Source organism: uncultured Caballeronia sp., from assembly GCF_964243625.1.
Lineage (GTDB): Bacteria > Pseudomonadota > Gammaproteobacteria > Burkholderiales > Burkholderiaceae > Caballeronia.
This window is the reverse complement of the sequence record NZ_CAXTGZ010000843.1, coordinates 1-2,058: the sequence shown is the minus strand read 5'-3', so window position 1 is coordinate 2,058 and position 2,058 is coordinate 1. Positions and strand designations below refer to the sequence as shown.

Annotated in this window: 2 protein-coding genes; one reads left to right on the top strand and one right to left on the bottom strand. The window is 63.4% G+C overall.

All coding sequences use genetic code 11. The features are described 5' to 3' along the window. Window positions 1-147: 147 nt before the first annotated feature. Window positions 148-1,197 (top strand): AraC family transcriptional regulator, encoded by a 1,050-nt coding sequence (locus ACFFAR_RS31635; RefSeq protein ID WP_075360062.1) that lies wholly within the window; start codon window positions 148-150, stop codon window positions 1,195-1,197. Between the two features lies 1 nt (window position 1,198). On the opposite strand, the gene ACFFAR_RS31630 is transcribed toward ACFFAR_RS31635, so the two are convergent. Continuing rightward, window positions 1,199-2,058, bottom strand: an 860-nt coding sequence (locus ACFFAR_RS31630) for an MFS transporter (RefSeq protein ID WP_375509277.1), incomplete at its 5' end; no start/stop codon positions are given.

The following is a 2,058-nucleotide window of genomic DNA, read 5'->3' as shown; positions in this document are numbered from 1 at the left end:
GATGGATGGCGAATCAATGACCTGAAGATAACGCGCCACTTTTCTTGGGCTTTACCCTACGTCTCAGTTTTGCAAATTAAACCAGCTGCGCTGTTGGCTGGAGCCGTTTTCGAATTTTCCGTACGTCCCGTGAGGCACCCAACCCACATGTCATCGCTCTTTCACCCCGACGACGAGCTTCACGCTGGCGTTGTGCGCACCACCTTCAGTACGCATGGCGTGGACGCGAAGGGCCAGCTTCTGGCGTGGCGCGAACGGGTGGGCCACGTGGTCGACGTGCCGCCGGTCAAGGCGCAGCTCGCCGACGGTTTTCACGGCCAGATCGACAAATACGTGGCCGGCGACATCGTCTTCACTGATTCCCGCACGGACGCGCTCACGCTTGAACGCTCGGTCGCGCGAGTCTCCGCCGATACCCGCCGTGACTACGTTTTCCATCTGTTCGCGGAAGGCGGCGTGGGTAATGTTTCGGGGACGCCGACCAAGCGCAGCGCCAGGAATTCGACGGGCGGTCTCATCGCGTTCGATCTGGACCAGCCGTTTCGCGTAGAGCGTCCCGCTTGCCACGTGCTGACCCTGTTCGCGCCGAAGGCAGTGGTCGATGCCGCGTTCCCCGGCGCGGATTCAATCCACGGGCGCATCGTGGAGCAAAGCTCGCCGCTGACGCAGCTCGTCTTCGATCATGCCGCGGCGCTCAGCCGTCACTTGCCGCGCATGAACGTCGCGCAGGCGAAAGGCGAACTGGACGCCGCCATACAACTGTTGATCGCCGCGTTCCGCAAGCAGGCGCGTCTGACCGGCGAAGCGCGTGCGGCAGTTCAGGTAGCGGTTCTGGGCCAGGTGCGCCGGTATATCGAGGCGAATCTGCATCATCCGGAGCTGTCGCCCTCGGGCGTGGTCGATGCGCTGCAACTGAAGCGCGCCACGATCTATCGATGGTTCGAGCATGAAGGCGGCCTCGGCGCATATATCCGCAACCGGCGGCTGCGGGAAGCGGCCGGCGAGCTGGTGCGCTTTCCGAACATCCAGGTCATCGATATTGCCTATGGGCTCGGGTTCAAGAGCGCGTCGGATTTCACGCGTGCGTTTCGCCGCGCTTACGGCATGAGTCCGCAGGACGCGCGTGCCGCCGCCTTCGAGTTGCAGCGCATGGGCAAACCCGGCGTGCTGTCGCCGTTCGGGCCGGGCGGCAAGTAAGTCAGGCGGCTGCGGGAAACCGCTGAAGCGCGAAGAGCGTGATGCAGATCGCGCCGATGAGATACCACGCGGGCATCATCGGATTGCCGGTTACGGCGATCAGCCAGGTCACGATCAGCGGCGAGAATCCGCCGAAGATGGTCACGCCAAAGCTGTACATGATCGACAACGCCGCAGCGCGATGCAGCGGCGCAAACGCTTCCATCATCAAGACCGTGCTTGCACCGGCGTTGTTCAGCGCCAGCGCGACATACGCAAGAATGATTGCGGTCGCGGCGACATTACTGACGCCGGCCCTGAGCGCCAGGAACGCGGGATACGTCAGCGCGAGGCAGATCACGAGCATCAGGTACTGGAGCGGCTTCCGGCTCGCCTGCCGGTCGGCGATGCGCGCAACCAGCGGGTTGACAATCATGATCACGAGCCCGGAAAGACTCGCGATCAGAAGGCCTATGGCCGGCGGCCGATGCAGCGTGCGCACCAGATAGCTCGGCATATAAAACACGGTGATATAAATGCCGACCGAAGGCGCGGCCATCATCAGCGTGCCGTAGCCGAGCGTGGGCGCATGCTGCCTGAAGAGCGTGGTGAAACGCGGCCGCTCGGGCGCGTTGACTGGGACGGACGGCATGCGTCGGCGCAAATACCATCCAACCGGTCCAATAAATCCGCCCAGCACGAAGGGAATCCGCCAGCCCCAGTCGTGCATCGCTTTGGATGAAAGCAGGGCGGTCAGGGTCGCGCCGACGAGCGCAGCCGCAAACGCCGCGGCGCCCTGACTCGCCCCGCGCCAGCTTGTCAGGTAACAGCGGCGGTTGAACGGCACCGTATCTTTCGACGATTTCAGCGGATTTTGCGGGC